General features: G+C 62.6%; 25 protein-coding genes. 14 read left to right on the top strand and 11 right to left on the bottom strand.

The features are described 5' to 3' along the window. Positions 1–11: 11 nt before the first annotated feature. Together ACIQTW_RS13980 and ACIQTW_RS13985 are read right to left on the bottom strand one after the other, a co-directional pair. A complete protein-coding gene (locus tag ACIQTW_RS13980) occupies positions 12–230 on the bottom strand; it encodes a Trm112 family protein (RefSeq protein WP_402937769.1) in 219 nt (72 codons plus the stop codon). Between the two features lie 150 nt (positions 231–380). Beyond that, the gene (locus ACIQTW_RS13985; protein ID WP_402937772.1) at positions 381–779 is read right to left on the bottom strand and encodes a DUF3499 domain-containing protein; all 399 of its coding nucleotides are present in this window, start codon (positions 777–779) and stop codon (positions 381–383) included. Positions 780–900: 121 nt separating this feature from the next. Between ACIQTW_RS13985 and ACIQTW_RS13990 the strand changes: the two genes are divergently transcribed. Next, positions 901–1419 carry a metallopeptidase family protein gene (locus ACIQTW_RS13990; protein WP_309075391.1) on the top strand — a complete coding sequence of 173 codons (519 nt, stop codon included), beginning with the start codon at positions 901–903 and terminating at the stop codon, positions 1417–1419. Between the two features lie 5 nt (positions 1420–1424). On the opposite strand, the gene ACIQTW_RS13995 is transcribed toward ACIQTW_RS13990, so the two are convergent. Genes ACIQTW_RS13995 through ACIQTW_RS14005 form a run of 3 tightly spaced genes read right to left on the bottom strand, consistent with a single transcriptional unit; the run spans position 1425 to position 7052 of the window. Further along, entirely contained in the window at positions 1425–3152 is a 1728-nt protein-coding gene (locus ACIQTW_RS13995) for a DUF5719 family protein (RefSeq protein WP_402937776.1), read from the bottom strand. Beyond that, entirely contained in the window at positions 3145–6498 is a 3354-nt protein-coding gene (locus tag ACIQTW_RS14000) for a glycosyltransferase (protein ID WP_402937778.1), read from the bottom strand. Before ACIQTW_RS14000 ends, ACIQTW_RS13995 begins: the two co-directional genes overlap by 8 nt. A gap of 11 nt (positions 6499–6509) precedes the next feature. Then, entirely contained in the window at positions 6510–7052 is a 543-nt protein-coding gene (locus tag ACIQTW_RS14005; protein ID WP_091466146.1) for a WhiB family transcriptional regulator, read from the bottom strand. 376 nt (positions 7053–7428) lie between these two features. On the opposite strand from ACIQTW_RS14005, the gene ACIQTW_RS14010 reads away from it, so the two are divergent. After that, a complete protein-coding gene (locus ACIQTW_RS14010; protein ID WP_402937781.1) occupies positions 7429–8124 on the top strand; it encodes a TIGR03089 family protein in 696 nt (231 codons plus the stop codon). Here the strand turns inward: ACIQTW_RS14010 and ACIQTW_RS14015 are convergent. Beyond that, complete coding sequence (locus ACIQTW_RS14015) at positions 8111–8677, bottom strand: GtrA family protein (RefSeq protein ID WP_402937783.1); 567 nt, start codon at positions 8675–8677, stop codon at positions 8111–8113. The genes ACIQTW_RS14010 and ACIQTW_RS14015 overlap by 14 nt on opposite strands. 180 nt (positions 8678–8857) lie before the next feature. Between ACIQTW_RS14015 and ACIQTW_RS14020 the strand changes: the two genes are divergently transcribed. The 5 genes from ACIQTW_RS14020 to ACIQTW_RS14040 are packed head-to-tail and all read left to right on the top strand — an operon-like array spanning position 8858 to position 14482. Next, positions 8858–10045, top strand: a complete 1188-nt coding sequence (locus ACIQTW_RS14020; RefSeq protein WP_402937785.1) for a 5-(carboxyamino)imidazole ribonucleotide synthase — start codon at positions 8858–8860, stop codon at positions 10043–10045. Beyond that, positions 10042–10605, top strand: coding sequence for a 5-(carboxyamino)imidazole ribonucleotide mutase (gene purE / locus ACIQTW_RS14025; RefSeq protein ID WP_402937788.1), 564 nt, complete (start codon positions 10042–10044; stop codon positions 10603–10605). Before ACIQTW_RS14020 ends, purE begins: the two co-directional genes overlap by 4 nt. Positions 10606–10619: 14 nt before the next feature. Continuing rightward, complete coding sequence (locus tag ACIQTW_RS14030) at positions 10620–12242, top strand: LCP family protein (protein WP_402937790.1); 1623 nt, start codon at positions 10620–10622, stop codon at positions 12240–12242. A gap of 50 nt (positions 12243–12292) precedes the next feature. Then, positions 12293–13543, top strand: a complete 1251-nt coding sequence (gene manA / locus ACIQTW_RS14035) for a mannose-6-phosphate isomerase, class I (protein ID WP_402937793.1) — start codon at positions 12293–12295, stop codon at positions 13541–13543. A gap of 3 nt (positions 13544–13546) precedes the next feature. Beyond that, positions 13547–14482, top strand: coding sequence for a lipid II:glycine glycyltransferase FemX (locus ACIQTW_RS14040; protein WP_402937796.1), 936 nt, complete (start codon positions 13547–13549; stop codon positions 14480–14482). A 283-nt stretch (positions 14483–14765) separates the two neighbouring features. Here the strand turns inward: ACIQTW_RS14040 and glpX are convergent, their stop codons facing one another. After that, positions 14766–15788 carry a class II fructose-bisphosphatase gene (gene glpX / locus ACIQTW_RS14045; protein ID WP_017198677.1) on the bottom strand — a complete coding sequence of 341 codons (1023 nt, stop codon included), beginning with the start codon at positions 15786–15788 and terminating at the stop codon, positions 14766–14768. A gap of 200 nt (positions 15789–15988) precedes the next feature. Between glpX and ACIQTW_RS14050 the strand changes: the two genes are divergently transcribed. The 5 genes from ACIQTW_RS14050 (at position 15989) to ACIQTW_RS14070 (ending at position 21378) form a co-directional block, all read left to right on the top strand. After that, on the top strand, positions 15989–16690 hold the full coding sequence (locus tag ACIQTW_RS14050) for a DUF4245 domain-containing protein (protein WP_402937799.1): 702 nt from the start codon (positions 15989–15991) through the stop codon (positions 16688–16690). A 68-nt stretch (positions 16691–16758) separates the two neighbouring features. Further along, on the top strand, positions 16759–17373 hold the full coding sequence (locus ACIQTW_RS14055) for a carbonic anhydrase (RefSeq protein WP_011774029.1): 615 nt from the start codon (positions 16759–16761) through the stop codon (positions 17371–17373). Between the two features lie 87 nt (positions 17374–17460). Further along, positions 17461–18888: a class II fumarate hydratase gene (locus ACIQTW_RS14060; protein ID WP_017198679.1), complete on the top strand. Its 1428-nt coding sequence runs from the start codon at positions 17461–17463 to the stop codon at positions 18886–18888. Positions 18889–19018: 130 nt separating this feature from the next. Continuing rightward, complete coding sequence (locus tag ACIQTW_RS14065; RefSeq protein WP_402937803.1) at positions 19019–19705, top strand: TetR/AcrR family transcriptional regulator; 687 nt, start codon at positions 19019–19021, stop codon at positions 19703–19705. Continuing rightward, on the top strand, positions 19702–21378 hold the full coding sequence (locus ACIQTW_RS14070; protein ID WP_402937805.1) for an MDR family MFS transporter: 1677 nt from the start codon (positions 19702–19704) through the stop codon (positions 21376–21378). The genes ACIQTW_RS14065 and ACIQTW_RS14070 overlap by 4 nt, the downstream gene beginning before the upstream one ends. Positions 21379–21380: 2 nt before the next feature. Here the strand turns inward: ACIQTW_RS14070 and ACIQTW_RS14075 are convergent, their stop codons facing one another. From ACIQTW_RS14075 to ACIQTW_RS14085, 3 genes are all read right to left on the bottom strand, one after another. Then, positions 21381–21857: an NUDIX hydrolase gene (locus ACIQTW_RS14075; RefSeq protein WP_402937808.1), complete on the bottom strand. Its 477-nt coding sequence runs from the start codon at positions 21855–21857 to the stop codon at positions 21381–21383. A gap of 4 nt (positions 21858–21861) precedes the next feature. After that, positions 21862–22446 carry an META domain-containing protein gene (locus ACIQTW_RS14080; protein ID WP_402937810.1) on the bottom strand — a complete coding sequence of 195 codons (585 nt, stop codon included), beginning with the start codon at positions 22444–22446 and terminating at the stop codon, positions 21862–21864. 106 nt (positions 22447–22552) lie between these two features. Continuing rightward, positions 22553–23104 carry a prepilin peptidase gene (locus ACIQTW_RS14085; RefSeq protein WP_402937812.1) on the bottom strand — a complete coding sequence of 184 codons (552 nt, stop codon included), beginning with the start codon at positions 23102–23104 and terminating at the stop codon, positions 22553–22555. A gap of 59 nt (positions 23105–23163) precedes the next feature. Here ACIQTW_RS14085 and ACIQTW_RS14090 point away from each other — a divergent pair, with 59 nt between their 5' ends. Then, complete coding sequence (locus tag ACIQTW_RS14090; protein ID WP_402937814.1) at positions 23164–23925, top strand: hypothetical protein; 762 nt, start codon at positions 23164–23166, stop codon at positions 23923–23925. Positions 23926–23957: 32 nt separating this feature from the next. Beyond that, on the top strand, positions 23958–24602 hold the full coding sequence (locus ACIQTW_RS14095) for a GNAT family N-acetyltransferase (protein ID WP_402937817.1): 645 nt from the start codon (positions 23958–23960) through the stop codon (positions 24600–24602). Positions 24603–24767: 165 nt separating this feature from the next. On the opposite strand, the gene ACIQTW_RS14100 is transcribed toward ACIQTW_RS14095, so the two are convergent. Then, positions 24768–26162 (bottom strand): PhoH family protein, encoded by a 1395-nt coding sequence (locus ACIQTW_RS14100; RefSeq protein ID WP_402937820.1) that lies wholly within the window; start codon positions 26160–26162, stop codon positions 24768–24770. Between the last annotated feature and the right edge of the window lie 73 nt (positions 26163–26235).

The following is a 26235-nucleotide window of genomic DNA, read 5'->3' on the forward strand; positions in this document are numbered from 1 at the left end:
AAGAAAGCGCGTCAGGCCTTGGAATCGTGCTGGCCTGAGGTTGCCGCATTGGCTGCTGCCAGCAGTTCGGGAGGCAGGAGCAGCGGGATGCCGTCCTCAATGGTGTAGCGGAGCTTTTCGCCGCCCGCAGCGGCATCGATGGAAACCAACTCATCGCCCTCTTGGACCAGCGGTGAACCCGTCACGGGGCAGCGCAGGATGGACAACAGTTCAGGACTGACCTTTGGCATGAATGATGCTCCCTGGGTGGCGCCGGCACGGCGCCGCTGGCGGATATATCTGCAGATTCCAGACTACCGCGCAGGGTGATCCTGTTTTGATCCCGACGACGAATTGCGTCCGGGAGCCGAAACTCAGCAGCTAAAACGGGTCCCGACCGGTTAGGACGGCTCGCGGAGGATGCGCAGGTGCCCTCGACGGGTGCCTTCGGTGCCTGCGGGCGGCTCCATCTGAGGGTGGCTGTGCCGGGCTGAAGTTTCGGTGGTGGCCGAAGCCGCCTCCCGGACCGCGTTGGCGAGTGCCAGCAGGTCATCAGGGCCCGGCTCTTGCGGCGTTGTGGGCATGGCAAGGCGCAAGACTTCCCAGCCACGCGGAACCGTAAGTGACTCAGCGTGCTGCGAACAAAGATCGTAGGCATGCGGTTCTGCATACGTGGCCAGAGGACCGAGGACTGCGGTTGACTCTGCGTACACGTACGTCAAAGTGGCCACCGCGGACTGGCGGCAGGCTGATCTGGAACACTGACGAATGGCACCCACAACATCCCAGATTAGCGCCATTGGCCGCATACATTGCGCATTGCCCGCCCGTGCCCCGCGAACTCCAAGCGAGTATCCCCGGATGCGGCGCGCTGCGGGCCTTGATGTCGCGCTGGCGGTTCCTCAGGACTAAAGTCGATATATGCAGTCACAGCCACATGTTCCCGGGTTCAACATCCGGTGGACTGACGCCGATGGCGATCAGGCCCAGGAACACGCCGGTTCGGAAGCGCGGGGCTTCCGGCGACGCCGGCGAAACCGGCATGGACGGGGACTGCGTGGAGAGTTGATGCTCCCCAATCTTCCTGGCTTCCGCACGCGCTCGGAACGCTTTGATGACATGGTGCTGGACTCCGCCGAGCGACTCCAGGACATGTGGGGTAAACAGCTCGACGGCGTTCTCTTTGCAGTCGATGAAATTCCACCCAACCTTGAGCAACTGGTTGCTACAGGAAACACGGCCCCCTTGGGCTCCTACACCCCTGGTGGCCGCGGCGAGGCACCGATGATCACGGTGTACCGCCGGGTGGTTGAGCAGGGCGCTGCCACTCGCGAAGAATTGCAGGACCTTGTCCACGACGTCGTAGTGGAGTACACCGCCGAGATGCTCGGCGTGCCGCCGGAGACCTTGGACCCGGTCTACCGCCGCCGCTACCAGTAGCTTCGCTAGTAGCCCACGGAGACCGGGACCTTCTCAAGTCCCGCTGCTGCGTCCTGAATTGCCACGACGGAAACGTCTGTCCTTCCCTGCTTTCCGAGTACCAGCGCACCGTACACCGGGTCACCGGAGGCGGAAACCACATAGCCCACTACAGCCGAACCATCTGACGTGTCAGGAAGCCCGATCACCGATGTGGTGCCGCCGGACATGTCCACGTCAACGGCCTTGCCGACTTTTCCGTCTGCGGTCACCGGAGCGTAACTGACCGTGCCACGCCCCTCGGGAACACCGAAGCTCAAAGACCTCTGGCCTTCCCGTGGTACGGCCACCAAGTGCTGGCTGCCAAGTCGGGCCGACGACGGCGACCACGCAAAGTCGGTGGGCTCCTCGGCCTTGGAACCGCGGGTGACCCTCGCCGATGCCAGGAACGAGACATCCGAGCTGGCTCTGACGGTGTAGCTGCCGGCCGGGACACCTTCAAGGTTGAGGGTTGATACTGTCCCGCCCTTAACCGTCACTACTCCCCCGTTGGGCATCTTTCTTTCACCGTTGGCACCATAAAGGCTTACCTGCACAACGGCGTCCGTGGATCCGGGTACTGCGATCTGGAGTGCTGGTACGGCATCCGCGAAACCTGACTTACCGGCCAGCGCCTTGACAGCCGCCGGGTCCTGGATGTCGACGCCGGACATCACCTGTACGTTGGACGGCGCCGCACTTGGCGAGAGGTACTCCACACCACCTGGGGCGATTCCCCGCAAGACGCTCTGCTGGATAGTGGGGGCTACCGGGCCACCAGTACTGCGCACGTGCACGGCAAGCTGCGATTCGCCCGGCGCTAGTCCAGCCAGGTTCACCGAGCGGGTCGTTCCGGGAGCCACCAGTAGCCCACGGGCACCGGGAGCCTGGATCTGTCCCTCGCGTCCAAAGAGGTCAAGGTTTACTGTTGCCGGGGTCTGCGAGGCATTGCTCACGTTCAGGACGGCTGTCCTGCCCACCGAAGTGTTGGCCCCCAAGAGCCAAACATCGTTGCCCGGCGGCTGGCATTGTGTTGACGCAAGGCCGCGAAGATCGCCGTCCGTAGCTGAGTAGCTAAGGTTGGCAGCCAAGGACGCTTGCTCGTTTCCGAGGGCCTCGGCTCCCACAACCGCGGGAGACGCCACCGGGCTGATGTTCGCTACCCCGGCCGCGAGTACGGGCGGACCAACCGTGGGCGTGGGCGTGCTGGTAGGAGCCTTGGCGATCTCGTCCACAGTCTCACCACCCAGCGATGTCACATTGCTCTCGGGCACTGTACCGGCCGGGTTGCTCAGCACCACGGCGTCCAGGGCGCTGGTGGCAGTGGTCGAGACCGGGCTGAAGTCAGCATCCGTGCCCACCACGGTTCCGCTCACAAGCCTGGCGGGTTCCGGACAGACACCCATGGAACGGCCGGCGGGAACGTCGGCCTGGCGAATATCCATGGTGGTCCCCCCGGAAGGTTCCGGGACCATCGACGTCGCGGCCACGGCGCCTCCGCCAGCGGCAAGGATGACCACCGCTGACAGGACGCCAGTGATCACTCCCTTGTTGGAGCTACGGGACTTGGTGCTTCGGGAACTGGAGCCGCGGGAACTCGAACTGCGGGAATCCTTGTCCGACCTGCTTGTCTCTCCGTTGTTCCCCGCACGGGACTTCGGGGCTTCCGAGGTTCCAGTGCTTTCGCCTGACGCGTTCTTTTGGTCCTCAGACACTGCTGTACTCCTTACGGAGGGAGACTTCATCCCTCGACATGCCGGTTCGGCTGCGGCGTGCGGGCATCGGAATGGCCAACAGGACCGTCAGTCCAATCACCACAGCCTGCAGGATTCCGATCCACAAGGCCCAAGGGTTGGTGTAGCGGATTTCAAGGTCGCCGCCGCTGGCAGGCAACTCGAACGCCTGGGACCAACCGGATGTGGTGGCCTGCAGTTGGCGACCATCCAACCACGCGCTCCAGCCTGGATCCGCCCGTTCGGCAAGGACTACCTTTCGGCCCTCATTGCCCGATTCAACAGTGGCATCCACGTTCGCTTCTTCGGATGGCAGCCCACTCAGCAGAGTGCCTTGGGAGTCCACGACGCGTACCCGGTGTGCCGTGTCCGCGGCGGTATCTGCGGGTTGGCTCCGGGGCGTCACCCGCCACAGCCACCCGGCGTCGGTCTGGCCAACAGCGACGAGTCCAGGGACGGCGTCGATCCTGCTGGCTATCAACTGGGCGGCATTGTCTGCTGCCTTGAGGACCACGAATCCGGCCCCAAGTTGTTCAAGGTCGGCACGGGGATCCACCCCCGTTCCCGCCACGATAGTGGCCACGGCCTTGCGGAGGGACGAGGTAGCAGCGTCATCGGCCGCGATTTCCTCGCGTCCTGGTGCACCAATGATGGTGCGTGCAGAGGCAATGGTGGACAAACTATCCAAGGTGGTTCCTGCTCCCCGCATCAGGGAAGAGGAGAAGGCGCCCTGCTCACCACTGGTGATGACCAGCGTTCGCGTTCGCTCGGGTCCTTGGCCACGGTCAACGGCGGTGGCGGGCAAAGTGCCCGTATCCACTGGCCATATTTGTCGGCCGGCGCCAAGGGACGACGTCTGTTCGGCAGTGTTAGGTGCCGCAACCGGCGGGTCGGTCGGTGTTGGCTGCAGCACATTTTGAGCAGTCCAGGCCGCCATGCCGGCAAGAGGGCCGGCAACAAGAAGCGCCAAAGTCGCGGCCGAGGCTACGCGCCGCAAAGGGAGGTGGCGCCGGGACGCCTTGGTTGTCTTTCGCGGTGCCGTGAAAAGCTTCTCCGCACCGAGAACGGCAGCACCAAGAAGCAACATTCCCGCCGCCGATACGGCCGGGCCGGTGAACGGCCCCACAATCACGTTGTTATTGACCCCGGTGGCCACATGGCCCACAAGCCAACCGCTGGAAAGGGTGGCCAAAGCAACCAGCCAGAATACCCTGGCCAGCGCAGCGCGTTTACCGGGTACGAACAAGGCCGCAACAGCCAGGATCAGGACCGGTGCGATGACCAGCAGAGCCAGCAACAGGGCCCAGGGCACAGCGCCAGGACCGAAGACCGACAACCCGGTCAAACCGCCGTCGACGTCGAAGGCCAGCGGCTGGCCAAGTAACTGTTGCCACAACGGAGCAGCCTCAAACGTCAGCGGCAATCCAGGGTCGGCGAGCAACGAGCGCGGCCTGTCCAACACGGATACCGCGTAAGGAAGGAACAAGGCGAGAGTTGGCAGTAGCGACCACCAGAGCGTTTTGCCCCGATGCCCGAGTACTACCGCAGCCAGAATCACTGCAACGGCGATAGGCCCCAACAGTGACGGGGCAGAGGCCGTGACAACGGCCATGGCAAGACCTGCGGCGGCTGCAGCAGTCCATGACGGCGTTCCGTTGATGCCGGGCTTACCGACTATCAGCGCCGGACGGCGGCTGAGCTGGGTCCCCGTCAAAGCGGCCCCTTGGGCGACTGCCGATCCCGAGGCACGCAACAAGGCGAGGAGCAGCAGCGGCATCATGACGTGTGCCACCAAGGCACCGACACGGCCTTCGTTGATCGCGATCAGAAGTGCGGGAGCACCGGACCACGCAAGGGCCGCCGCAACCCGGAAGCGACGCTTGGTAGTCAGGGCGCCCGCCACGAACCATGCTCCCAATGCGGACAACGGCATGGCAAGGATCAGCAGCCACACCATCGCCGCGTTGCCGTCCCCGCCTCCAAGAAGGGAGAGCAGCCACAGCACATAGCCGAACGGATCGCCGCGCCCGGGCAGACCCGCGCCCAATGAAATCCACCAAGTGGAAGCATTCGCCCAGATGTCGCCTGGCGACGCCGAAAGAGGGAGGAGCCCGCCACCGGCAACGGTGCCTGAGCGGAGCAGCCCCAGCAGTCCCACGAGTGCTGCGGAAAGGGCTATCAATGCAGCTGCGACGGCACCGGTGCCCACCCAGCCACGTTCATTGGTGGCCAATGCGGCGAAGTCATCCGCCGCATCTCCGCTGGGTTCCGGGGCCAGAAGGTCAGAGACAGCGGGAGTTTCTTCGGCGGGGCGGATTGCTTCCAGTAAGGAGCGCCTGTTATTCCGCACCTCCCGCATGGGCGTCTGGAGTCCCCGGACCACGGACCGGTGTACCCTGCGGGTCCTGGCCGCCACGCGGCGGCCTCGGGCTATGGCCCTGGGACGGACAAGGGCAGCGATGGTCGCGGTGAACTGGGAGAGGCCATATCCCGGTTCTTTAACCAGGATGCTCAGCATGAGTCGGATGATGGCACCGAAGAAGGCGCCCACGGCGTGGAACGGCACTTTCCACCAGGACGCATGCTTGAGCCGCATATGGATCTGGGCTTTACGTGCCGCGGAGGATGAGCCCAGGCCATGCGGACGGTGCTCCACGTGGAACATGCGGGCACTGGGGACTACGACTACGCGATTGCCCGCAAGCCAGTTACGCCAGCAGAAGTCCACGTCATCGCCGCTGCCGGGCAGTGCCGGGTCAAAACCCTCCAGCAGTTCCCAGACGTCGCGGCGGATCAACATACCTGCGGAGTTCACCGCGAAAGTATCAGTGCGGGCATCGTATTGCCCTTGGTCCACTTCGTCGGCGTCAATCAGCGTGAGGCGTTCCGCCCAGCGGCTGGTCGAAAGTCCCACATCAACCAAGTGCCGCCTGTTGTCCCAGCCGAGCTGCTTACAGCCCGCTACGGTTACCGAGGGGGCGCGTTCAACCGCATGGAGCAGCTCAGCCAACGCATCAGGCGCAGGCGCAGCGTCGTCGTGCAACAGCCAGATCCACTGCACGGAATCACCCTCCGTGGCACCGTCGGCCGGAGTGAGCTCCTGCAGCCCAGCGCGCACAGCCGCGCCAAAACCGGACCTTGCCTGCTGGTAAGAGGTGACGCTGTTCTGGCCGAGGGCCTCACGGAGTAAGTCCAGTGAGTTATCGGTGGAACCTGTATCAATGCCAATGGCGGCATCTGCCGAACGCGTCTGGTCCGACAATGCCGCCAATGTCCTGGGCAAATAGTTGCCGCCGTCGTGGGAAACCACGACGGCGGTAACATGCACTTCCTTGAGAATTAGACCGCTCGCTTCCTAAGCCGACGACGCTCCCGCTCGGAGAGTCCGCCCCAAATACCGAACCGCTCATCATTCGCGAGAGCGTATTCCAAGCACTGCGAACGGACGTTGCACGCACCGCAGACCTTCTTGGCGTCCCTCGTCGATCCACCCTTTTCAGGGAAGAAAGCTTCAGGATCGGTCTGTGCACACAGCGCGTCCGTCTGCCAGCCAAGTTCGCCCTCGTCATCGAAGTCCCCTTGGGGCAAGCCGATCCACACGGGCTGCCCCGGCGTTTCAAGCGGACGACGCAGCTCCATGGGAGGGTCGTCCAGGTCTTCATCCGGTCCAGCGGGAAGGTCACCGACCAACGCCTCATGTGCGGCCAGGAGCGCAGTCGCCTGATCCTCCAAGGACTGCTGCACATTCTGGTTGTATCGGTCTGCCGCTTCCGGGTCCGCCGGGTCTACGTACCAATCCCCCGGCACTTCCCTCGAACGGTATTTCACCGACGCATGTTCTGCGACGACTGCATCTTCCTGGATACGCAACGCTTGCCCCATGGCGTCCCTCCTGATTTTGCAGCTGCTGCTTGGATGTGTTTCCGATTCCCGGGTGACGTTCCGGGAATCTGTGCAGCGGCGTTGATTACTAATTACACGCGTGTAACTACCCACCAGTCAAGCCGCGCCGGGATAATAATCAAGAATCTGTAGAAACGTGGGATGCGCCACGCCCAACATTTCGGCCGTGCCGCCGGTGTGTTGCGGCTTAAATGGAAGCGTTTGATCGGTTCAGGTGAACTTTCATTGAATTTCCGCGGAAAACCGTAGCCGGCCCTCAGAGTGAACATCGTCTGGAGAAACTGCAGTGTGTCGCAATTCACATTCCAGGTGCATGCCCAAGGACGTCGCGGAACCCTCGTGGCAAGATTGACGCATGAGCATCCCGGCAGCGAACCTGATGACCGCCCTGCGATCCGGTCATTCAACGTCACCACGACTCACCTGGTATGGCCCCGACTCTGAACGGGTGGAACTTTCGGGGCGTGTCCTGGATAACTGGGTAGCCAAAACCAGCAATCTGTTGCAGGACGAGCTTGATGCCGAACCCGGAATGTCAATCAGGCTGGACCTCCCGGCGCATTGGAAATCCTTCGTCTGGGCGCTGGCGGCCTGGCAATTGGGCATGGAGGTGGTCTTCGATGACACCTCAGCGGATCTGCTGGCGACCGACAAGCCCGACGACGGCGCCGGGGCCGGCTTCGAAGCTGTGATCGCCGTGCCGCTCGCCGCACTAGCCATGCGTTGGCCGGGTGAACTGCCGTCCGGCGTCGTCGACTATGCGGCGGAAGTCCGCTCCCACGGCGATGTGTTCATGGCCCACAACGAACCCGCGGCAACCCTGCCCGCCGTACGCGGAACGTCAGGGCTTCCCCACGAAGACCTTATTGAAGGCTTTGCTGCCGCCCAGGAACCAGGCGTCCGACTATTGGTACGCGCGGCGGACGGCCTGGAGTCATGCCTGGCAGCTTCCCTGGGGGCATGGAAAGAGGACGGCTCCGTTGTACTGGTACACCCCGACCTCGAAGTAACCGAGCACCTTTTGGAGAACGAGCGCGTCAGCCGTTCTTAACCGACGGGAATTCGCCGGTTGCCGGGTTGGCGCCGGATTCGGAGCCTGACTTGGGCTTGTGGTGCAGTTCGATGATCTCGTGGTCATGCGAGAACTCAGGTTCGGCATCCAGTTCTTCGTTAAACACCCAGAAGCGGTAGGCGAAGAAACGGAAGATGGTGCCCAGGATGAGGCCCACGACGCTGCCGGCGATGAACAGCGAGGGCTTGTCGTTGAGATCGAGGATGTACTTCGCGAACCACACACAGCCCGACGCAATCAAGAGCCCTACAAGATTCATGATGGCAAACAGCACGGCTTCACGAACCACGTTGGCCTGTTTACGGTGCCTGAACGTCCAGAAGCGGTTTGCGACCCACGAGAAAATACTCGCAACAATGGTTGCAATGGCCTTGGCCCACACTTCGCTGCCGTGCATCGGACCCGAAAAGAGCCAGATGAAGACCGCCGAGTCGATGACGAAAGCAACACCGCCGACGGCGCCGAACTTTGCTACCTCACGCCAAAAAAGTGAGGCAAGTCCGCGGATGCGATCTGCAAGTGTGGTGATCATGACCCTCCATGGCCGTTGAAAAAGTGGGCCGATGGGCCTCACCCATTTTAGCGCCGATTTCCATGCGCTGCCTTTGAGGGGGCTGTGAGAACGCCGATACTGGCGCCCCACGCCGCGGAAAACCATCCGAAAGGACGGCAGAATCAGTGTTCCTGCCGGCGGTTCGGTAGGCTGAACCTTGTGACTTTTCCAGTAATTGGCGTTGTTGGCGGCGGCCAGCTCGCACGAATGATGGCTCCGCCCGCTACCGCCTTGGGCTTCGAACTCCGTGTTTTGGCCGAGGGTGAGGATGTTTCTGCGGTTGCCGCAGTGGCCACGGCACCTATTGGCGACTACAAGGACCTGGACGCTCTTCTCGAGTTCTCCAAGGGCTTGGACGTGCTCACGTTTGATCACGAACACGTCCCCACCGAACATCTGCAAGCCCTCCTGGACGCAGGCGTCAACGTCCAACCCGGCCCTGATGCGCTGGTTAACGCCCAGGACAAGCTGGTGATGCGGGCTGCAATTGACCGCTTGGGCCTGCCAAACCCCGAGTGGTCGGCTGTCCACAGCGTTGAAGACCTCGCCGCCTTTGGCGACAGGATCGGCTGGCCCGTGGTTCTGAAGACCCCCCGCGGTGGCTATGACGGCAAGGGAGTCAGAATTGTTGACTCCGCAGACGATGCCGCGGGAACTGCCGACTGGTTCCAGGCCATGAGCCCACTGCTGGCAGAAGCCAAAGTTGATTTCAGCCGCGAACTCTCCGCCCTTGTGGCACGCAGCCCCAGTGGCGAATCCCGTGCGTGGCCGGTTGTTCACACCATCCAGGTGGATGGTGTTTGCGACGAAGTGATCGCTCCTGCCCAGAACATTTCCGTCGAAGTGGCTGCGGCCGCCGAAGAGGCCGCCCTACGCATTGCCAACGAACTCGGAGTCACCGGGGTCATGGCCGCAGAGCTGTTCGAAACCCCGGGAGTCGGAGCAGGCTTCCTCATTAACGAGCTCGCCATGCGTCCGCACAACACCGGCCACTGGACGCAGGACGGGTCCATCACCAGCCAGTTTGAGCAGCATCTGCGCGCCGTGTTGGATCTTCCGTTGGGCGCTACCGATGCCTTGGCGCCCGTGGTGGTCATGAAGAACTTCCTGGGCGGCGACAACCAGGACCTCTTTAAGGCCTTCCCCATGGCGTTGGCCTTCGAGCCCGCGGCGAAGGTGCACGCCTACGGCAAGTCCGTCCGGCCGGGCCGCAAGATCGGCCATGTCAACCTGGTTGGCAGCTCGGTTTCCGACGTCGAGTCCGTCCGCCAGCGCGCCACCGCCGTGGCCAACATCATCCGCGACGGCCGCAAGCCCGAGCAGACCCCCCTTGAGGAGACCGCATGACTTCCGAAACAAAGGCCCCGCTGGTTGGGCTCGTGATGGGCTCCGACTCCGATTGGCCGGTCATGGAGGCCGCCGCGGACGCCTTGGCCGAGTTCGGCATCCCCTTTGAGGCAGACGTCGTGTCAGCTCACCGCATGCCTACTGAGATGATCCGCTACGGCCAAACAGCCCACGAACGCGGCTTGCGGGTCATCATTGCCGGCGCAGGCGGCGCAGCCCACCTTCCCGGCATGCTGGCCTCGGTCACGCCCCTTCCCGTCATCGGCGTCCCGGTCCCGCTCAAAACGTTGGACGGCATGGACTCCTTGCTGTCCATCGTCCAGATGCCTGCCGGCGTTCCCGTGGCCACTGTGTCCATCGCCGGTGCCCGGAATGCGGGTCTCCTCGCAGTTCGCATGTTGGCATCAGGCACTGACGAACTTGCCTCGAAGCTTCGCGCGGATCTCCTCACCTTCGCCCAGGAGCTGAACGACGTTGCCACCAAGAAGGGCGAAAACCTGCGCCATAAAGTAGAAGAGGTCTTCTCCCCTGCCAACGCTTCCACCCGGAGCTCCCGCTAGGAAGGCAGCGGTTGATGACCATGCACAAGACCCCGAGTCAGCCCGGTTCCGCCCTGACTGATCCCGTCCGCTATCCGTCCGGCGCCAGCGCTCCGGTGCGGACCAAACGTGCCTTCGTGCTGGTCCTCCTCACTCTCTTTGTTCCCGGCAGCGCCCAAATTGTTGCCGGGGACCGCAAACTTGGCCGCATCGCCTTGCGCGTCACCCTCAGTGTGTGGGCGCTTGCCCTGCTCACCTTGTTCATTTCCTTGGTGAACCGGACGATGCTGCTCAGCGTCGTCACCCACCCCGTGGGTTCGTTGTTCATCATCGTGATCCTTGTGGCATTGGCGTTGGGTTGGGCCTTCCTGTTCCTCAATACCCTGAGGATCATCAGGCCCGCACTCCTGGCACCGGGAATGCGCCCCATCATCGCCGTCGTCCTGGCGGTAACCACGGTCCTCGCCAGCGGATCGCTGGGCTACCTCGCCTACGTCCTGAACGTGAGCCGCAATGCGATCGGCAGCATTTTCAATGCCGGTCCCGCCATTGATCCGGTGGACGGGCGGTACAACTTCCTCATGATGGGTGGCGACGCCGGGGACGATAGGACCGGCCGTCGCCCGGACAGCCTCTCCGTCATCAGCGTCGACGCGAAAACCGGCGAGAGTGCCATCATCTCTGTGCCCCGCAACCTTCAGAACGCCCAATTCAGCGAGGGCTCGCCGATGCGGCAGATCTACCCCGATGGCTACAACTGCGGTGACGAATGCCTCATCAACGCCGTCAACACCGAGGTCACCAACAACCACCAGGATCTTTATCCAGGTGTTGCAGATCCCGGAGCCCAAGCCACGCTCGAAGCCGTGTCCGGCACTTTGGGCATCACCGTCCAGGCGTATGTCCTGGTGGACATGGACGGTTTCGCCAAACTCATCGATGCCATGGGCGGCATCCGTATCAAAGCCGGTGGCTGGGTGCCCATCAGTGGTCCCGTCACTGACGAGGCCAACGGAATTCACGGCATGCCTGACGGTTGGATTCCTGCCGGCGACCAACACTTGAATGGCTTCCAAGCCCTCTGGTACGGACGATCCCGCGAATTCGTGGATGACTACGCCCGCATCGCGCGCCAGCAGTGCGTACAGCAAGCCATGCTCAAGCAGTTGGACCCTGCCACGCTCCTCACCAAGTTCGAGGACATCGCCAACGCCGGCACCAAGGTGGTCGACTCCAACATTTCCTCGAACCAGCTGGGCAGCTTTGTGGACCTCGCCTTGAAGTCCAAGAACCAGCCCGTCAAGCGCCTCACAATCGGCCCCCCGGACTTTGACGCGTCCTTCTCCACGGTGCCGGACTTTGACCTAATCCATTCCAAGGTCCAGGAAGTGCTGGCTTCGTCCAACACTCCCAAGGCGAACGACGCCGTCGTTTCCTACGATGGAGCCGGTGCCGGCGCCGTTATGGCTGCAGGTTCAATGGCCGGTTCCGTTTCCGCAAGCCAACTGCCATCGCCGTCGGCCGATTTCACGCCGGTGACCACCACGCCGGACGGCACCCCGATCACCATCGAGTTGCTGAACGGCCTCAAGGCCCAAGGCGACGAGCAAGGTATCCGCGACCTTGTGGCAACCAACGGACAGTGCGCACCGCTGTAAACCGCCTTCCGCCCACCTCACGTTCAGCGCAACGATAAGGACTTTCTTTCGTGTACCAGATTGAGAATGTTTTGCGACCCTATGCGTGGGGTTCGACGACGGCGATCGCCGGCTTGCTTGGTCGGCCGGCATCAGGCGGCCCCGAAGCCGAAATGTGGATCGGAGCCCACCCGGACTCCCCCTCCACAGCCGTCCACCCCAACGGTGTCACCCAGCCCTTGGACGCGTTGATCGCCTCGGACCCCCTGCGATGCCTGGGCTCGGAAAGCCTCGCCGAATTCGGCCCACGGCTGCCGTTCCTCACCAAGCTCCTGGCCGCAGAGCAACCGCTGTCCTTGCAGGTGCACCCCAGCCTTGAACAGGCCCGGGAAGGATTCGCACGGGAGAATTCGGCTGGCATTGCCGCCGATGCAGCAGACCGCAACTACCGGGATGACAACCACAAACCGGAGATGATCTTCGCCCTCACTCCGTTCAAAGCACTATGTGGTTTCCGTTCACCCGCGGAGTCCAAGGACATCTTTGGGCACCTGGCCCACGTCCTAGATTCCGCAGCAGTGGACGTTCCGGATGTCATCCACGGCGTCCTCGCAGATCTCGGCCAGCCCGATGAGCCTGCCGCCCTGAAAGCAGCTTTCAGCCGACTCATCCAGGGTGGCACCGGCGTCTCCGACGCTATCAACGAGGTAGTGGCCGTCCTGGCCGCCGGCGCACCGCTGGAGCCGCACCGCGAAGCGTTGACCGCCATGGTGGACATCAATGAAGCCTTCCCCGGAGATCCCGGCGTCCTCATTTCCCTTCTTCTCAACCATCTTTCCTTGCAGCCCGGTGACGTGGTGTACCTACCTGCCGGCAACGTCCATGCTTACCTCCACGGGTTGGGCGTGGAGGTCATGGCGTCCTCGGACAATGTTCTCCGTGGCGGACTCACCCCCAAGCACGTGGACGTCCCGGAGTTGCTGAAGACTGTGCGGTTCGAGGCACTCGGCGTTCCCCGCATCGAGGCCAGCGGAACCGAGTTCGGGCAGGAACTGTACCGGCCGCCCTTCAAGGAATTCCAGCTGCAGCGCATTGAGCTCGGCCCGGGCGCCGAGCCGGTGCCGCTGGCACAAAGCGGGCCCGCCGTCGTCGTGGTGGTGTCCGGTTCGGTATTACTCGACTCCCCCAAGAGCGATCTCAGGCTGCACCGCGGCGCTGCAGCGTTTATCCCCGACATCGAGGCCCCCGTGAACGTCCACCCCGTGCAGGGAGCGACGGACACCAGTGTTGCCTTTGCGGTGACCACGGGGCTGGGGAACTGATTCATGGAGTTTTTCCTGCAAACGCCCGCTTGGGCGGCTGTCCAGCGTTCCCTCGGACGCCGTGTCCATGAACAGTCCGGACCGGGCTGGAGTTTCCTCGCCATCGAGGAGAAGAACCCGGCCGGCAAGGTCCTTTACGCCCCTTACGGCCCCGTAGCGGAGTCCCTGGAAGCCTTCGACGCCGCCACTGCTGCCTTGGTGGCCCTGGCGAAGGCGGAGGGTGCTGTGTTCGTGCGGATGGAGCCCGCTACCGCCGGCTTTACAGCGTCCGACGCCGATGCTCTCCTTCGCGCCCGGGGAATGACGCCGGCGCCGGTCAACCAGCAGCCTGAGCTCAGCTGGATCGTGGATCTTGAGGGGGACTTCAAAGATGTCCTGGCTGGTATGAAACCAACCAACAGGAACCTCTACAGGAACATCCACAAGAAGGGTGTGACCTTCCGCGCTTCGCAGGATCCCGCCGACATTTCGGTGCTCCTGCACTTCCTGCACCTGACAGCCGCCCGGAATGGCTTCAAGCCCCAAAGCGACGAGTACCTCACACAAGTAGCTGCGTCCCTGCTGCCGAATGGCGCGGGAACGCTGTTCATCGCGGAGCTTGAGGGCGAACCTATAGCCGCTGCCTTCGCCTATGACTCTGCTGATACCCGTGTGTACGCCCACGCTGCCTTGGACGATACCCACCGCAAGCTCAGCGCGGGCATCCCCCTCCTGGTGAATTTGATGGCCGATGCCAAGGAAAAGGGCCTCAAACACGTCGACCTTTGGGGTGTGGCACCAGAGGACCAACCGGACCACAAATGGGCGGGCTTCACAGCGTTCAAAAAGTCATTCGGAGGCCGTGAAGTCTCCTACCCCGGCACCTGGGACCTCCCGGTCAACAAGCTCCGCTACGGCGCCTACCAGTTGGCCAGGAAGCTCCGCGACAAACTGCGCTAGGCCAGTTCCCCCAAGTCAACACAAGGAACGCGTACCCCCACCACTCACTTTGAGGGCGCCGACGCAGTGACACGCCCAGACACTCGGCGTGTCCGCAGGTGTCCAAAGTCAAAGTAGGTGATGACAGCACACCCGGCGCACTGCCCACCCCAAATTCGCACGCAACCGAGACCGTCTGGGCACAAAGAAGGACGGCGATTATCGCGAAAGCGGCATCAAATCGACGAGGTACGAGGAGATAGCCGCCGAGCGATGCTCGCCGTCCTTCTGTTAAGTGCGGAGGTTACGGCTTGCGCGCGTACGTCTCCCACTTGGATGCGTGGTGCTCAGCCTCTACGAAGCGAACCGTCCCGGACTTGGAGCGCATCACGATGGACTGCGTCATGACGCGATCCTTCTGGTAGCGCACACCGTGGAGGAGGTCGCCATCAGTGATGCCGGTAGCTGCGAAGTAGCAGTTGTCCGAGGTGACGAGGTCGTTGGTGGACAGGACGCGGTCGAGGTCGTGTCCGGCGTCGATGGCCTTCTGCTTCTCTTCGTCCGACGTCGGCCACAGGCGGCCCTGGATGACGCCGCCGAGCGACTTGATGGCACATGCGGCAACGATGCCTTCCGGGGTGCCGCCGATGCCCATGAGGGCGTCGACGCCGGTGCCGGAGCGTGCTGCTGCGATGGCGCCGGCGACGTCGCCGTCCATGATGAACTTGGTGCGGGCACCGGCTTCGCGGATTTCTTCCACGAGGGGGCGGTGGCGGTCGCGGTCCAGGATCATGACGTTGAGCTGGTTGACCTTGACGCCCTTGGCTTTGGCGATGAGGTGCAGGTTCTGCTTGACGGGCAGACGCAGGTCCACCATGTCGGCGGCTTCGGGGCCGGTGACGAGCTTCTCCATGTAGAACACAGCGGAGGGGTCGAACATGGATCCGCGCTCAGCAACTGCCAGCACCGCGAGGGCGTTGTTGATGCCGAGGGCGGTCAGGCGCGTTCCGTCGATGGGGTCCACGGCGACGTCGCACTCGGGACCGGTGCCGTCACCAACCTGCTCGCCGTTGAACAGCATGGGGGCTTCATCTTTTTCGCCTTCACCGATGACCACGACGCCGTTGAAGTGGACGGTGTGAAGGAACGAACGCATGGCATCGACGGCGGCACCGTCTGCCTTGTTTTTGTCGCCGAAACCTACCCAGTGGCCACCGGCAATTGCCGCGGCTTCGGTGACACGGACGAGTTCAAGCGCAAGGTTGCGGTCGGGTTCGTCGAGGCCGACGGCGAGCGACGGCGAAATCGTGGAATACTGCTGGGTCATTGGTGCAGGAGACACTTGAACCTCTTCTTCGAGTGACGATTCACGGGACCGGACATGGTTGCGCGGGGCAACCCGGGGTTCCTCTATCAACGATCATAGTCGCCACGTGGTCCGGGAGTCGTTGGATGACCACGGCCCGCAATACCGGTGGTGAGGTTGCCGGATGTGTGTTCCATGCTGCGATAAGCGATCATGGAGGGGTGAGTGAAACGCAGGACAAGTCCGCTGCCGGCAATGAGCCGGATGCCGCGGAGGCTAACCAAACAAGCGCCCAGGCAGCCCCGGATGCCCCCTATAAACCCGTCATTGCGGCGAAAGCTGCCAAGCGGGCCAACGCTTCGGTCATCGGCATGGTCATAGCGCTGCTTGTTTGTGTACTGGCTTTCCTCCCCATCGTTTTGATGAACCCGGCGCCCAAGGGCGAAGGTTTCAGGCCGGATGTCGACGTTGCGGCCATCGCTCGCAACGCCACGGGTGTGGCGGGATTCACACCTGTCACTCCGAATACGGGCGACACATTCAAGCCCAACTACGCCCGCTGGGAGTCGGGCAGTGGAAGCGGCGTTCCTACCTGGGAGATCGGCTTCCTGACTCCCAAGGAAAATTTCATCGGCCTCACCCAGACCAGCCAGGCGAACCCCACGTGGGTTCTGCAGCAAACGGAGAACCTTCCTGTTACCGGCACGCGTAGTGCAGGCGGCCAGGAGTGGGAGCTGCGGGACTCCGGCAAGGAAAAGCGGAGCATGGTCCTGGAGTACCGCGGCACCACTATCGTCCTGAACGGCACCGCAAACCTGGATGAGTTCGCAACGTTGGCGGCCGCCGTCGTGAAGTCCGCGGAGCAGGCACCGCCTGCAAGCGCACCGGCTACCGCGACTCCTTCCGCAGGGCCCTCCGCCTAACCCCGTATCTGCCTCACCCGGCGCAACAGTTTCACGGACTGCCCCGTCTGCGTCGTAAAGTAAGGCTCGTGCCTACTTACCTGACTCCAGCCCTGGCGTGGCGCCGTCTCCGCGAGGGCAACGAACGTTTTGTTTCCGGCGAATCCCTGCACCCCAACCAGGATGCTTCGCGACGATCTTCTCTCATTGAGAACCAGAACCCTTTCGCCGTGATCTTCGGCTGCTCGGATTCGCGGCTCGCTGCAGAAATCATCTTTGACCTGGGGCTCGGTGACGCCTTCGTGGTGCGCACAGCCGGCCAGGTCATTGATGATGCGGTCCTGGGTTCCCTCGAATACAGCATCAGCGAACTCCGGGTTCCGCTGATCGTCATCCTCGGCCATGACAGCTGCGGTGCCGTGAAGGCCACCAAGGCGGCCGTTGAAACAGGCGAGATGCCCCCGGGCTTCATCCGCGACCTCGTAGAGCGCATCACACCGTCCGTCCTGACCGCCAAGCGCAATAGCCAGGAAGACGTCAACGACATGGTGGTGGAGCACGTCAAGCAGACTGCTGCCCGCCTGGCTGACAGCTCACGTGTGATTTCCGACGCCATCGACGACGGGCGGGTTGCCGTGATCGGCCTGTCGTACAAGCTCGACGAAGGCCGTGCGGCCCTCGTTTCCGGGATCGGCAAGCTCTAGGAAGACGTGCTCCGGCCGCAGCGCCGGAGCACGTAGCACTCCTCTCCGGGTTTTCTGTGGAGCGTCCGATCGCCCTAAGCTAGCCCCATGACTTCCACCACTGAGTTCCGTATTGAACATGACACGATGGGCGAAGTTCGCGTCCCCGTGAACGCCCTGTACCGCGCCCAGACACAGCGTGCTGTGGAGAACTTCCCGATCTCCGGCAAGACGCTTGAGCGCACACACATCGAGGCTCTTGCCCGCGTGAAGAAGGCAGCTGCACTGGCGAATGCCGAACTGGGAGTGCTCGATGGTGAGCTCGCCGAGGCTATCGCCGCCGCTGCCGATGAGGTTGCCACCGGTAAGTACGACGGTGACTTCCCGATTGACGTTTTCCAGACCGGCTCGGGCACTTCCTCCAACATGAACACCAACGAGGTCATCGCCGAGCTGGCATCGCGTGCCCTCGCGGCCGCAGGGAGTGACAAAGTTGTCCACCCGAACGACCACGTGAACGCGTCGCAGTCCTCCAACGATGTCTTCCCGACGTCCGTACACGTCGCCGCCACCTCGGCCCTGATCAACGACCTGATCCCGGCACTGGAGTACCTGGCAGCTTCCCTCGATCGCAAGGCCGCGGAGTTCAAGGACGTCGTCAAGTCCGGCCGTACCCACCTCATGGACGCCACGCCGGTCATGCTCGGCCAGGAATTTGGCGGCTACGCTGCCCAAGTCCGGTACGGCATCGAGCGCATCAACGCCGCACTCCCCCGCGTTGCCGAAGTTCCCTTGGGTGGCACCGCTGTTGGTACCGGCATCAACACCCCGGCCGGCTTCCCGGAGCGCGTCATCGAACTCCTCGCTGCCGACACCGGCCTGCCGCTGACCGAGGCACGCGACCACTTCGAAGCACAGGCAAACCGCGACGGCCTGATCGAAGGTTCCAGCCAGCTCCGCAACATCGCGATCTCCTTCATGAAGATCAACAACGACCTCCGCTGGATGGGCTCGGGCCCCAACACGGGCCTCGGCGAAATCGCCATTCCGGACCTTCAGCCGGGCTCCTCGATCATGCCGGGCAAGGTCAACCCTGTCATCTGCGAAGCGTCCATCATGGTGTGCGCCCAGGTCATCGGCAACGACACCGCCATCGCCTGGTCCGGCACCAACGGCGCCTTTGAACTCAACGTCGGCATCCCCGTTATGGCCGCCAACCTGCTTGAGTCCATCCGACTGCTGGCCAACACCAGCCGCGTCATGGCCGACAAGATGATCGACGGCATCACCGCCAACGTCGAGCGTGCACGCTTCCTTGCAGAAGCTTCCCCGTCCATCGTGACCCCGTTGAACAAGTTCATTGGTTACGAGAACGCCGCGAAGATCGCAAAGATTGCCGTCAAGGAGGGCCTGACCATCCGCCAGGCCACCGAGAAGCTTGGCTTCGTCGGCGAGGGCGAAGGCAAGGTTACCGAGGCAGAGCTCGACAAGGCCCTCGACGTCACCACTATGACGTCCCCCGCTCACAAGAACTAATACTCAAAGCACGACGACGGCCGGTACCTTTCTCACGAAAGGTGCCGGCCGTCGTCGTACCCGAAAGTATGAGTAAAGCCACACAGTGAACTTTTTGCACTCTTAGTCCTCAAGTGCAAAACTTTACTTTGTGAGCAATAGTGCAAATACTGATGGTGGCCTCCGCGAGCGCAAGCGTGCTGCCACGCGGACGGCGATCACCGCCGTCGCGCGTTCCATGACCGCGGCGCATGGCTTGAATGGCTTCACCGTTGAAGAAGTCTGCGAAGAGGCGGGGATTTCACGCCGGACCTTCTTCAACTACTTCCACTCCAAGGAAGACGCCGTGATTGGTTCGTTTTCCGATGAGTTGCCCGAGGATGCCTTGGAAGCGTTCAACCAGAACCCTTCCCGCACACCGGACAGCATCTCCGGGACTCTCTTGGCAGCCCTGCACGTGCTGACCGTGACCCTGATGGAGCGTTCATCCATCAGCCGGACCGAGGTCCAGCAGTTCATCGCTGCCATTACAGCCGAACCACAGCTACTGGCGCGGCTCACCCTCGAAGGGGAAGCCCGCGAACGACAATTCGCCGCACTGGTGGCCTCCCGCGAAGGACTGGACCCCGAGCACCCCGAAGTCATGACGGCAACGGTGGTGTTCGGGGCGGTCTCCAAGAAGACAGCACAGCAGTTCTTCTCGGAGGGTAATGCGCGCCCCTACCGCGGGATCCTTGAACAGAACCTCAACGCCGCACGGAAACTTTTTGCGCAACCACTGGCCACGAACCAAGAGTTGGGCGCCAATCCCCTTGAAACCGCGAAGGACCCCGCATGAGTACACTCTCCAAAGCAGCCGAACCGCTGCTGCTGACCCAGAAACGCATCTGGATCATCTTCTCGGCGCTGATCGCAGGCATGCTCCTGTCCAGCCTCGACCAGACGATCGTTTCCACCGCAATGCCTACCATCGTGGGCAAGCTGGGCGGCGTGGAGCACCAGGCCTGGATCACCACCGCATACCTCCTTGCCACCACCATCGTGATGCCCATCTACGGCAAGTTCGGTGACATCCTTGGGCGTCGCAACCTGTTCCTCGTGGCAATCGCCCTGTTTACCCTCGCATCCGTGGGTTGCGCTTTTGCCACCGACTTCTGGGGCTTCGTCATCTTCCGCGCCATTCAGGGCCTGGGCGGCGGCGGCCTCATGATCCTCTCGCAGGCGATCATTGCTGACATCGTTCCCGCCAAGGAGCGCGGCAAGTACATGGGCCCGCTGGGCGCAATCTTCGGCCTGTCCGCTGTAGCCGGACCGCTGCTGGGTGGCTTCTTCGTTGACCACCTCACCTGGGAATGGGCTTTCTACATCAACATCCCCATCGGCATCGCTGCGTTCATCACCGCCTGGTTCACTTTGACCCTGCCGAATAAGAAGGCAGAGAAGAAGATCGACATCCTGGGTGTCCTGTTCCTCTCCGCTGCCACCACCTGCCTCATCTTCTTCACGGACTTTGGCGGCAAGAAGGACGAGGGCTGGGATTCGCCCCTTACGTGGGCGTTTGGGGCCGGCATGGTCCTGGCCGCCTTTGCCTTCGTGATGGTTGAACGCCGCGCCGAGGACCCCATCATTCCGCTGAGCCTGTTCAAGAACCCCATCTTCATCAACGCCACGGCCATCGGCTTTACGTTGGGCCTTGGTATGTTCGCCGCCATTGCTTTCGTTCCCACGTTCCTGCAGATGTCCTCCGGAACGTCGGCCGCTGAGTCCGGCCTGCTGATGCTGCCCATGATGGTGGGCCTGATGGGCACGTCCATCTACTCCGGTATCCGCATTTCCAAGACCGGCAAGTACAAGATGTACCCCATCCTGGGTGCTGCGCTCACCATCGCTGCAATGCTGTGGCTGACCACGCTTACAGCGGCAACCCCCATCTGGGTCATATGCGTGCAGCTCTTCATCTTCGGCGCCGGCTTGGGCCTGATCATGCAGGTCATTGTCCTGGTAGTGCAGAACTCCGTTCCTGCTGACCAGATTGGTACGGCGACCAGTACCAACAACTACTTCCGCGAGGTAGGGGCATCGCTGGGTGTCGCCGTCTTTGGAGCGATCTTCACCAACCGTTTGGCCGAATCGCTCACCGACGCCTTCACAGGTGCCGGTGCCTCCGCCGAGCAGGCTTCACAGTCCACCAGTACCCTGGATCCCCAAGCCTTGGCGCAGATGCCTGAACAGTTGCGTGATGCGATCGTCAACGCCTACGCCAACTCGCTGGCGCCCGTCTTCTGGTACTTGGTGCCGTTCATTGCGATCGCACTGATCCTCGCGATCACCCTGAAGCAGATCCCGCTCTCAGACACCGCCGGCATGGTGGCACGCGGCGAGGCTGTGGGTGGCGAAGAGGCGGACCGGCTTGAGGCCGAGCGTCTGGAGACTGCACGACTGGAAGCGGAGTTGACTGCCTCGGATGGCATCGAAAAGGAACGCCCGACGGCCGATGCGGGCAGACGGTAACGCTAGTCCTCCACTTGGTACGCCACGGGGCCTTCGGGCTCCGTGGCAAGCCTGATGGCCTCAAGGTTTCCGGCGCTCATCTCCGGAAGCTCGTCCAGCGCAAACCACCCGACGGCCAGTGATTCGTCGTCATTGACCCGGGCTTCTCCAGAGACGTATCGGCAGCGGAACGTGATGTCCAGGAAATCGCACACGTCGCCGTTGGGGAACGTCACAGGCCCCACAACTCCGACGCCGATGATGCGCTCCGTCTCGGCCACAACGGCTGTTTCCTCCAAGATTTCACGGATCAAACCAGGCGCGGGATGCTCCCCCGGTTCCAACATTCCGGTGATAAGTGCCCAGTGGCCGTTGTCGGCACGCTGGCCTAAAAGCACCCTGCCTTCGTCGTCAAACACCACGCCCCGCACGGCCGGCAGCCAGAGCGGGTCGTTGCCGATCTTTTCCCGCAGTTTGATCACGAATTCCGGTGCACCCATGGTGTCAGCTTTCCTTCAATTCGATGGTCGCGTGTGAGTTCTTCAAGGTGAGGGAGTCGCCGTCGAGCTTCCACTGAACAGGCTGCTCAAAGAGTTGCTCTGTCCATGCCTGGTAATTATCCGTTGGCGCCTCGCAGCCGTGGTCGGTGACCATCATCCAAAGCTGCGTAAAGCCATCATCCTGCACTGAAACAGCCACCTGTAGATAATTGCACGGTGTGTGGACGAAGAGGGTCCACTCTCCGTTAGCATGCCTCGAGCTCACTCTCAGCGGGTCCGTTCGGAGCCATGCCACATCTCCCGTGGCGTCGGTTCCCCGCACGGACGTGAACTCGGAACAGCCCAGCGGACCGCCTTCACAGGGGGTCTCCGGGCTGCGTGTGGGATCCGGCGGTTGAGTAATGCCCGGCTGCTGCGTATTCCCCGGCTGGATACCAGTCCCCGGATGGATGCCGGATCCCGTGGATACACGAGGTTCGTTGACTGCCAGGCCGCATCCGGTTAGCAGCACTGCGCAGGCAATGGACGCGCCCAGCAGGAACCTCAACCTGATTCGCCGCACTGCAACCCTCCTGCCAGCCCCATACACGTCCGAACACTCGCTGGGCTAAGCATGACGCAGCCCGGTAAACGCCAAGAATACGGGGAGCGTTGCAATTTGGCCGCAGTTGGCATGGGAAGTGCGGTTTGCGGCTTCACGCGGGCAGGACCACCATGGCAGCCGTTGCCCCGGCCAGCATAAAGGGGCCAAATGGAATAGCCGAACGCAGTGTGCCTCGCCGGGCTACCAAGATGCCCAGGCTCCACAGCCCGCCTAAGAGGAAGGCAGCGAACGTCCCGGCAAAGATGTGGCTCCACCCCAGGTAGCCCAGATAGAGGCCGAGCACCCCGGCCAGCTTGACGTCACCAAAACCCATGCCGGGTGGATGAACGAGCCGGAGTAGGAAGTAGAACAGCCAGAGCACGGCAGCGCCGGCAATGACTCTCAGGCCTGGCACACCAAAGACCACAGCCTCCGGTGCGCCCTCCGGGGTTGAATCAGCGAAGTACACCACCAGCGCCGCGGCCAGCAGCAGCACCCCAGCCACGGCGTAGGACGGAAACACGATCCGGTTTGGCAACAGGTGGCTCCGGATATCTATCACTGTGAGCCGGACGGCAATCACCACGAAGTACAGGCATGCCGCCATCACGAGCCAGAAGCCCAGCGGATTGGCATCCCAGAGGTCGGAGAGTCGTCGGATCACCTTCGGATGCTATCCCGGTGGCCGCCATTCCCGCTTGAACCCGTAGGTAAACTGTGGATATGGGGCGCTACAGTGCAGCTGAACCGGGTTTTGACTTGTCCTCCACATTCCGCAATCTTTGCCGTTCTTCGCCGTGGAAGTGGACCAGCCTTCGCTTTGAGTACCTCGAAGGCCCCGAGTCCGACGCCACCATGGTCAGAGCGTGGCTCAGGCGCCCGGGTGCCCTCCGCCTCGAAACGCCGGACGGCCTGCTTTTGCACAGCACCACCGGCATCAACGATTCCAGGGACGATCTTTACGTCAGTTCCACCCGCCGTTCGTGGCTTCTTCCGGCTCACCTTGTGACTCCGGTTTATGACGACGCCGGCCTGGTCCGCCGTCGACCCGAAGCCGCCTACGGTGAGCCATCCTTTGGCAACGGTCGCCTGGCCGCCGCCCTCGATCCCGTGGAACTTGCCGGTAACGCGCCAGTTCCCCTGGAGTTCCCGGACACCAACCGGGTCTTCCTTGAGCAACCCCGCGAGGTGGACCATGAGGGCCGCCTCGCCTTGGAAACCATCGTTACCCCGAGCCGGACTTACGTCCCCTCAGACCCGGATGCACCCTTGGCGCACGCCGGCCGGACGTTGATCAGGATTGATGCCGGCACAGGTGTTTGCGTGGCCAGCCAGAGCCTTGACGGCGACTCCGCGGGCAAGGGCCACTGGCTCAAGATCCTTGCAGTGGACGAGTACATGCTGGACGACCTTTTCCTGGCGGAATCGATGAACCTTACGGACGTCCGCCGCCACATCCCGTGGGACATCGGCCCTGCCGCCTGAGCGACGGCTCTCTTCCGGGCTAAGCTACGGCGATGACATCGCTGGCAGAAATATGGCCCCCGTTCGGACTCACCCTCACCACTCCGAGGCTGACCATCCGTCCCATCCTCGACGTAGATATCCCTTCTGCCGTGGCCGCGGCCCGGTCCGGCGTCCATGAACCCGGAAAGAGCCCGTTCAGCATGCCGTGGACAGAACTTCCCGACGACGAGCTCGCTCCCAACATGGCCCAGTGGTACTGGCGCTGCCGCGCCAACTTCACCAAGGACTCCTGGACGCTCCTCCTCGGAGTCTGGCACGACGACGAACTCCTCGGCGTCCAGGACATCGGTGCCAAGAGCTTCAACACCCTCAAAACAGTCAGCACGGGCTCGTGGCTCAAGCAGTCCGTGCAGGGTCAGGGTTTCGGCAAGGAGATGCGTGCCGCCGTCGTGAGCTTCGCGTTCGACCACTTGGGCGCCGAAGTAGCCGAGTCCGAAGCTGCGGTCTGGAACCAGCAATCCCTGGGCGTCTCAACCAGCCTCGGCTACGAACTGAACGGCACCTTCCGCGACGGCTGGGGCGAAAAAGTGGAGGAAGTCCAAAGAGTCCGCCTCACCCCCACCACATTCACCCGCCCCCTCTGGACCCTAAAAGTCCAAGGCCACGAAGAGCTGAAAACCTACCTGAAGCTCTGACCGTACTAGAAGCATTAGCGAGGCGGCGGGCTCCCGGGAAGGAGCGCATCGCGACGCATCGGACCCCGAAGGTCGCCCAGCGACCTTCGGGGTCCTTTTGCGGTGTGTCTAAGCGACGGCGGGAGGCCGTTGCCACGCGGTGGTAACCACTGTGCAGCAGCGAACCTAGATCTCAGCCCCTTCGAGCAACTCAGTCACAAGAGCAGCAATCGGCGACCGCTCAGAGCGGGTCAGCGTGATGTGTCCGAACAGGGGATGGCCCTTGAGGGTCTCCACCACGGCGGCCACGCCGTCGTGCCGTCCCACGCGCAGGTTGTCGCGTTGGGCGACGTCGTGGGTGAGGACGATTTTGGAGTTCTGTCCGATGCGGCTCATCACGGTGAGGAGCACGTTTTTCTCGAGTGACTGTGCTTCGTCCACAATCACGAAGGCGTCGTGCAGGGAGCGCCCGCGGATGTGTGTCAGTGGCAGGACTTCGAGCATGCCCCGGTCCATGACTTCTTCCACGACTTCCTGGCTGACGAGCGCCCCGAGTGTGTCGAACACCGCCTGCGCCCAGGGGTTCATCTTTTCGGATTCAGAGCCGGGGAGGTAGCCGAGTTCCTGGCCGCCCACTGCGTAGAGGGGACGGAACACCACTACCTTGCGGTGTTCCCGGCGTTCCAGGACGGCTTCCAGGCCCGCGCAGAGGGCGAGTGCGGACTTGCCGGTGCCTGCACGGCCACCGATGGAGACGATCCCTACAGCGGGGTCCATGAGGAGGTCGATGGCGAGGCGTTGTTCTGCTGAGCGGCCGTGCAGTCCGAAGACGTCGCGGTCGCCTTTGACGAGCCTGACTTGTTTGTCTGCTCCTACGCGGCCGAGGGCGGAGCCGCGGTTGGAGAGAAGAACCAGTCCCGTGTTGACGGGGAGTTCCGCGGCGGCGGGGATGAATGCGGGTTCGTGGCCGTAGAGGGTTGTGATTTCTTCTTCGGTCGCGTCCACTTCGGCCATGCCGGTCCAACCGGAGTCTTTGACGAGTTCGTTGCGGTATTCGTCGGCGTGGAGTCCCATGGCGGAGGCTTTGACGCGCATGGGGAGGTCTTTGGAGACGACGGTGACGTTGTGGCCTTCATTGGCCAAATTTTTGGCGACGGCCAGGATGCGGCTGTCGTTGTCGCCTCCGCGGAATCCTGCGGGCAGCACTTCCGGGGAGATGTGGTTCATTTCCACCCTGAGGAGGCCACCGTCTTTTCCTATTGGAATGGCCTGGTCCAGCCCACCATGTTCGATTCTGAGGTCGTCCAGAAGCCTTAGGGCTTTTCGGGCGAAGTAGCCCAGTTCGGGATCGTGGCGTTTTCCTTCCAGCTCACTGATGACCACGATGGGGACGATGACTTCGTGTTCGACGAAACGCAATAGTGCGTGTGGATCGGATAGCAGGACCGACGTATCGATCACGTAGCTGCGGCCTGTGGCGGACGGTGCGGTCCGCGCTTTTTGTGAGACCCGCTTGGTGCGAGAGGTAGCTGCACTTTCCCCGTCGGAAACCATTGCGGGCAGTTGCTCAGAAATAGCCACATCGACTCCAGCCCCGGGCAGTTCGCCCGGCCTAATGGTGAAGCGGCTCGGCCGGAAGGCCGGGCGTGGCCTC

The organism is Paenarthrobacter sp. NPDC090517 (assembly GCF_044769165.1).
Taxonomy (GTDB): Bacteria; Actinomycetota; Actinomycetes; order Actinomycetales; family Micrococcaceae; genus Arthrobacter.